General features: G+C 54.0%; 9 protein-coding genes. 5 read left to right on the forward strand and 4 right to left on the reverse strand.

The annotated features are described in order from the left end of the window. Nucleotides 1-539: biotin/lipoyl attachment domain-containing protein (locus RMSM_RS13635; protein WP_040766440.1), on the forward strand; the 539-nt coding region annotated here is incomplete at its 5' end. On the opposite strand, the gene RMSM_RS13640 is transcribed toward RMSM_RS13635, so the two are convergent. Further along, nucleotides 536-883 (reverse strand): hypothetical protein, encoded by a 348-nt coding sequence (locus RMSM_RS13640; protein ID WP_008696891.1) that lies wholly within the window; start codon nt 881-883, stop codon nt 536-538. The two genes, RMSM_RS13635 and RMSM_RS13640, sit on opposite strands and share 4 nt — an antisense overlap. 108 nt (nt 884-991) lie before the next feature. Between RMSM_RS13640 and RMSM_RS40935 the strand changes: the two genes are divergently transcribed. After that, nucleotides 992-1,147 (forward strand): hypothetical protein, encoded by a 156-nt coding sequence (locus RMSM_RS40935; protein WP_160168290.1) that lies wholly within the window; start codon nt 992-994, stop codon nt 1,145-1,147. A gap of 931 nt (nt 1,148-2,078) precedes the next feature. Here the strand turns inward: RMSM_RS40935 and RMSM_RS40940 are convergent. After that, a complete protein-coding gene (locus RMSM_RS40940) occupies nt 2,079-2,231 on the reverse strand; it encodes a hypothetical protein (protein WP_008696895.1) in 153 nt (50 codons plus the stop codon). 413 nt (nt 2,232-2,644) lie between these two features. On the opposite strand from RMSM_RS40940, the gene RMSM_RS39815 reads away from it, so the two are divergent. Next, on the forward strand, nt 2,645-3,073 hold the full coding sequence (locus RMSM_RS39815) for a hypothetical protein (RefSeq protein WP_144057626.1): 429 nt from the start codon (nt 2,645-2,647) through the stop codon (nt 3,071-3,073). 162 nt (nt 3,074-3,235) lie between these two features. On the opposite strand, the gene RMSM_RS13660 is transcribed toward RMSM_RS39815, so the two are convergent. Both RMSM_RS13660 and RMSM_RS13665 read right to left on the reverse strand, forming a co-directional pair. Next, nucleotides 3,236-3,844: a CbrC family protein gene (locus tag RMSM_RS13660; RefSeq protein ID WP_008696899.1), complete on the reverse strand. Its 609-nt coding sequence runs from the start codon at nt 3,842-3,844 to the stop codon at nt 3,236-3,238. A 919-nt stretch (nt 3,845-4,763) separates the two neighbouring features. Further along, nucleotides 4,764-5,051, reverse strand: a complete 288-nt coding sequence (locus RMSM_RS13665; RefSeq protein WP_008696902.1) for a hypothetical protein — start codon at nt 5,049-5,051, stop codon at nt 4,764-4,766. A gap of 184 nt (nt 5,052-5,235) precedes the next feature. Between RMSM_RS13665 and RMSM_RS13670 the strand changes: the two genes are divergently transcribed. Further along, nucleotides 5,236-5,475 carry a ribbon-helix-helix domain-containing protein gene (locus RMSM_RS13670; RefSeq protein ID WP_008696903.1) on the forward strand — a complete coding sequence of 80 codons (240 nt, stop codon included), beginning with the start codon at nt 5,236-5,238 and terminating at the stop codon, nt 5,473-5,475. After that, on the forward strand, nt 5,476-5,799 hold the full coding sequence (locus tag RMSM_RS13675; protein WP_052031626.1) for a type II toxin-antitoxin system RelE/ParE family toxin: 324 nt from the start codon (nt 5,476-5,478) through the stop codon (nt 5,797-5,799). It abuts the gene before it with no gap. Nucleotides 5,800-6,061: the final 262 nt, after the last annotated feature.

Here is a 6,061-nt window from a genome sequence, read left to right on the forward strand (position 1 = left end):
CACTCGTCATTCGTGCTTCCGCCAGCGGAAAGTTGATCGCGGGTTCGCGTCGGCCCGCCCCCACCTCCTATGGTAGCGATGATGTATTCCAGCTAGTGAGCTGGTCTGGCTATCCAACCGACCCCGAAAACGGCGAAGGCTATTTTCAATCCGGTACCGAGCTGATGTCGATTGTCGAAGGCGACAATTGGGACGTCGAAATCGTGATGTCACAATCCCAGGTGCAGCGCATTGCTTTCGGGTCCAAAGTCAAACTCGCGTTGCAATCGGATCCGGGAACCGTTTTTACGGGGGTCGTTACCGACATCTCGCGAGCCCAGTGGACGCCGGAGTTGAATACGCCTCGCTGGGACGACATCAACGCGACACGCCAACAAGCTCCCGCAACGACCTCGTACGTCGTTCGGGCCGCAGTAAAACTGCCCGACGACATCCATTTCCTTGCGGGCTCTATCGCCATTAGCCGAATCGACGCTGCTCCGATCTCATTGGCCGGTCGAATCATCCGCGGGCTCAACGGACTGCTGCGGTTCCGCTAAACTTTAGCTTTTGGAACAGCCTCATCCCTCGCTGACTCCGAATCGGCGGCGAACCGGCGAATAAATATTGGTCCTTGTGTCATCGAGACAGCCGCAACCGTTGGCCGCGTGAACGACACGTATTCAGTGTCCATGGCAAGCTTAGTGTCCATGGCAAGGCCGCCAACCGCTTTTCTCGCAACACATCGTGACGCGACTCCAACGCGAGCCGATTGGGCACCGTTTAGAAGCAACGCTTCGCGCAGAAACGGGTCCCAAGCAAGACGACGTGAGTAGTCATGAATCAGGTCAAAAATCTCTTCGGAATTGGCGTGAATTTCGATCGCGACCGATGTTGCAGGCATGGCAATGTCTCCTCAACGGTAACCGAAATGGATCGAGCTAATTAACAGATGTGGTGGCTAACCGAAGGTGAAGGCCCACGTTGATTGAAGAAGGACGGCGTTTGCGGCATGGATTCCGCAACTCAGCAGCCACACATTGTTGGTCGTCCCCGCATTCGTACTCGTACTCGTGCTCGTGCTCGTGCTCGTGCTCAGTCCGCAGGACAGTACGCGTACTCGCCGCCCAGCGAATTGGACAACGTCGCCCCCGCTGTCATCGCGTAAGAGTACGAGCACCGCTTCGCTGAGTACGAGTACGAGTACGAGTAGGACTAAGATGTGCTGGAGGCCCCGCCCATTGCCAACGAACCAAGACTATCCCGAAGGTCCTAAACGTAAAAACCATATTCAAATAAGCCACTTCGCAGCGAGATTTTGCACGCCATGGTTGTTGTAGGGAATATCCATCGCGACGTCGATCGTTTTGTTGAAGAATTTGAGTTGAGAATCTGAATCGCAACGCAATGGCCTGTAACAGCCACGGACGCAAGTCCGTGGAAGCCTCTTTTCGCTTCCGCTACGGGCTTGTCCCGGCGGAGCGGGCAATTGGAAGCTACCCATCAAACCTCGCTCGCCCAATCGATCTCCGCTCGGGCTTGCCCCGGCGGAATCTGCGAACCGAGACGTCGTGTCCGCCGGGACAAGCCCGCAGCGGAGCACTGTTTGGCCTTGCCTCTCTCTCGGTAGCTACCATTTGTTTCCTCCGCCGAGACAAGCTCGACGGAAGGAGGTTTCATATTACGAGATCTCCCAGCACCAATCGCACCGAACGTAATTCACCTTGTTCAGTCGCTCCGACGCATCATGCGGACAGTTCCAGCCGCCACCCGCCACGAAGCGGCTCACCTTGAACATGGTTTTGGGATCAGGCTGGTCCCTCGCTGACCCCAAACTCTAAAAAGCTGTCGGACACTAAACACTGGGCAGCGTGAAGCTAACGTCAAATGGAACGGGCGACTTTTGGATGCCATGGACGTTACCAACGGCCGTGAACACTCCAGCATCGAGCGCAATCCGGCACGGCATGATGTCACAATGTTCCATTACGTAAAGAGCGATGTCATAGTCGTCGAGGTCGTCATCTGTCCGACAACGGTTGGCACGGCTGTCACCGCCTGTGCCTAAGAAGTAAATGGTTGAACTACGTTTGATTGTACTACGCCGCCGCCGGTTGCACGACGCCGAAGGTGACTCCGCCTTGCGGCTGTGCCTTGTTGGCCAACGTATCGCGTGAATGCAACGTGTAGGTCACTTTTTCGAGCCGCGTTGTTAATGACCGCACTGTTTTACGGTTGATCTGTCGTATCATCAAGTAACTCCCAGAGCGGAGCCCGATCAATGCCATCTACTGATCATCTGCGACATTTTTACGCTTCGCTGCACGGCGATGCTGAGCGTCTCGCGGGTAGCCTCACAGACCTCGCACAACGGGCAACCGTGTACCACCATTTGTTTGAGCACTCCGGACGAAACCATGTCTTTCCATTGATCGCTGCCCACGGGGCATTGTGGGCGCGAGATTACTTTCGCTTTGGAATGAAGTTGGGTTGGTGTTGCTCATGGCAATTCGCAATGTCATCAGAAACGCGACGACAACGTCTCGCAGAACTTGCGGCATTCGCAGATGTGTTTCGAGACATAAATCGACGAGTCTGCATCGACACTTACACGTCGTATCACTTTACCGAACGGTTTGGCGACCATCCGGAAGCGGACCGATTTGTGCAATCAGAACAACTGGCGGCGCTCAATCGTTGTCACACAAAACGTCGCAAAGGCCACGAACTCTCTACGAGTGAGAAGCGTGACGTATTCAAGGCGTTTTTCTTGAACGAGCAAGAAACCGTAGTTGGGCCCAGCATCAATTCTGCAACCGAAACGTTTCAATGGCCGCTGATGAGGTTTATCGCCTTACGACCACTCGTACGTTTCGCGTATTTTGGGCGACGACAGTCATTGTTCTTCCGCAATTTTGCAAATCAGGATGAGCGAATCGAAAAAGGTCTTTATGCCTTCAGTGTTGCAGCGGCGGTTGGCTGGGATCATGTTGAAGCCACGCTCAGAGATTATGAAATTCTTCCCGATGCGTTTTTCGCTGGTTCCAGCGAGCACTTCGACAGAGTGCATCAAACCGTCCTGGCGACTGTGTAGCCGAGACTCAGGTCGGCCAACGGGACGCACGGCCGTCACTGCCCATTCCGAAGGAGTAAATGTCTGAACTACGGTTGATTCTATTAAGCGATCGGTGTTTGCACTACACTGAAGGTGACTCCGCTCTGCGGCCGTGCCGTGTTGTGAGGCACTTGAGCGGCGCTAGTCCATGTCTTCATGATAACGGAACGAACTACACGCTGGGCATTGGAATGTGTAATAGGTCAACGAACCGTAATTGTGGCCAGCGACGGAATCCCAGTTGGGAGATCGAAACCACACGGCGATGGCATCAACTACCGAATCGCCGCTATCGGAAAGCGTTTCCGCAGGAAGCCTGCCCAGAAACACACACGGGCGTTTACAACAGAATTGCCAGCGTTCACCTTGCCATGCCAGATACGTCGGCGTCCGCACCAATTCGAGAAGGAACTCGGGATTAATGCGAACGTGAAACCACCTTTCGTCGGGGAAGTTTGGATCGACTGGATGAGGAACCAACCCGTAGTCGCTGAGCAGTGACGGATCGCTGAGCGGAAGTCCGTGTGTGAGGCCTTCTTTTGCGTCTTCAACGCGAACCATTCCAAGTTCGGTATCAACAGTGTGTTCGACGCCACCATTACGAAAGCATTTGTAGCATGCGCCGGAAAAACGAACTGATGCAGGCTGTTTACAAATCTCGCAAGAACCACCGTCGTCAACTGCCGCATGCGCGACAGGACCGCGAAAGAGTGGGAAAGGCATGCACAGATCGTCGAACGTATTCATCATTGATGAACCTGTGGCACACAACGGGTTGTGTGGCCGACGCCGCCCCTGATCGAAGCGAAAGACATTGACCAACTAGAAGATTATACAACCAGAGCCCGCGTTGAAAGAAGAAGAAAGACGTTTACGGCATGGATGCTGCAACTCAGAGGCCACACAGCGTTGTACGTCCACGCATTCGCGCTCGTGCTCAGTCCGCAGGACGGTACTCGTACTCGCCGCCCTGCGAAGTGGATAACGTCGAACCTGTTGCAATCGAGTAGGAGCACGAGTACCGCTTCGCTGAGTAGGAGTAGGAGTACGAGTACGAGTACGAGTACGAGTAGGAGTAGGATTTGCAGGTGGCCCCGCCCGTTGCCAAGGAGACAAGATTATCCCGAAGGCCAAGTGTAAAAACCATATTTAAGTGAGCCACTTCGCGGCGGGATTTTATGCGTCATGCCTGCAACAGAGAATTCATCGCGACGTCGATCGTTTTGGTAGAGAATTTAATTTGACGCTCGGAGTCGCAACGCGACGACAGGTCTTCTCACGCTCTGATTGGTCCGTTCGATGGTAACAAACCATGGCAAAGGCGGTGCTGAGCATGGCGTCACAGGTTTGGTAGGAAAATGGAGGTAGGAAGATGAAAACGATTGAGAGGCTCGCGTGGACTATTTTCGCTTCCGCGGTGGTCTTGCCCCGGCGGAATCAGCGAATCGAGACGTGGTGTCCGCCAGGACAAGCCCGCAGGGGAGCACTGTTTGGCATTGCTTCTTTCTCGGTAGCTGCCATTGGTTTCCTCCGCCGAGACAAACTCAACGGAAGGAGGTTTCAATTCGCTAAATTCTCTTAGTCGATGCCTACCGAATATTATTCACCTGATGCAGTCGCCGACACGTAGCACGCCTCGCTGACCCCAAACCCTAAGAAGTTGTCCGACTCAAGGAAGTGCGATTGACCATTGATTCTCGGAGGACACAGCAGCAACAACGTCAGAGAATGTGGCGTATTGCGGATCAGGGCGGTCATAGTCACGAGCGGGCCACCACGCGCCCCAGCGTCCAGATTCGGCGAAGATGAATACCGCATCGTTAATGATCGTTAGCCCTTGCGGGCCATCGACGGATTCGTAGACAAGCAGTCCGTCGCCGTAAACCGATGGATTGAGCTGAACCGTCAAACCCGCCGCGCGCCATCGAGATTCGAGGTCGGAAACGGCGTCATTCATTTATCGCCTACGCCGCCTAACGGAAGGTTTTTACGACACCGCCGCGAACGAAGCGAAGGTGGATTGAATCGGATTTGATTGTATAATGGACGCGAGGCCAGCACCACATCGAAGGTGTGCCCGAAGGGCCTTAGCGTAAAAACCATGTTGTCGGTCGCGGACCATACGATAAAGCGTGAATCCAATGAATGTACCAATTGAGTTACCAGATCATTTGACGCAATTCGTCGATCAACGCACAAAAGAAGGCGGATACGCGAATCCGGGCGAATTCATTATCGCGTTGGTAGCGGCTGCCAACAAACAGCAAGGTGAGATTGAGCAAGCTCTGATGGCAGGAATATCGAGCGGCGCGGCCGAACCTTGGACCGATACAGAGTGGCAGGCAATTAAAGAACGCGTCGTTTCAAAGAGCGTCAAATAATTGTCGAATCGGAAACCAATTACCCGACGGCCCAAGGCCGTCGAGGATGTCGAATTGCACGCAATGTACATCGCGGACGGAAGTATTGATGCCGCGCTGCGATTTCTTCAAAGAGCCGAGCAAACAATCAAGGGCTTGGCATTGTTCCCCGAAAGTGGCGCTCCGTTTGTCACAAGTGTGCCCGATCTTGCGGGCGTGCGGACGAAGCTGGTGAAGGATTTCCAAAACCATGTAGTGTTCTACATCGAAAGAGACGATTCGATCGAGGTCGTTCGAGTCTTGCGTGGTGGTCAGGACATGGACGTCGAAATCACAAAGAACTAGCGACCGACAACGGAAGGTTTTTACGACACCGCCGTGAACGAAGCGGTTGACTCTGAATTAATAGAGATTGTACCAATGCGAACGTACGTTGCCAAAGAGCGAAGGTGATCCCGAAGGGCCTAGCGTAAAAACCATGTTGTCCGCCGCTAGCCCCGCGAACGATTCTCCGCATCAAGGTCGAGAGCGCCGGGGTATGCAGTGCGAAACGCATCCACAACAGTTGGATCGCCAGCACCAATCAACAATGTTGCGGAGGAGTCCT

Origin of the sequence: Rhodopirellula maiorica SM1, from assembly GCF_000346295.1 — a bacterium.
Taxonomy (GTDB): Bacteria; Planctomycetota; Planctomycetia; order Pirellulales; family Pirellulaceae; genus Novipirellula; species Novipirellula maiorica.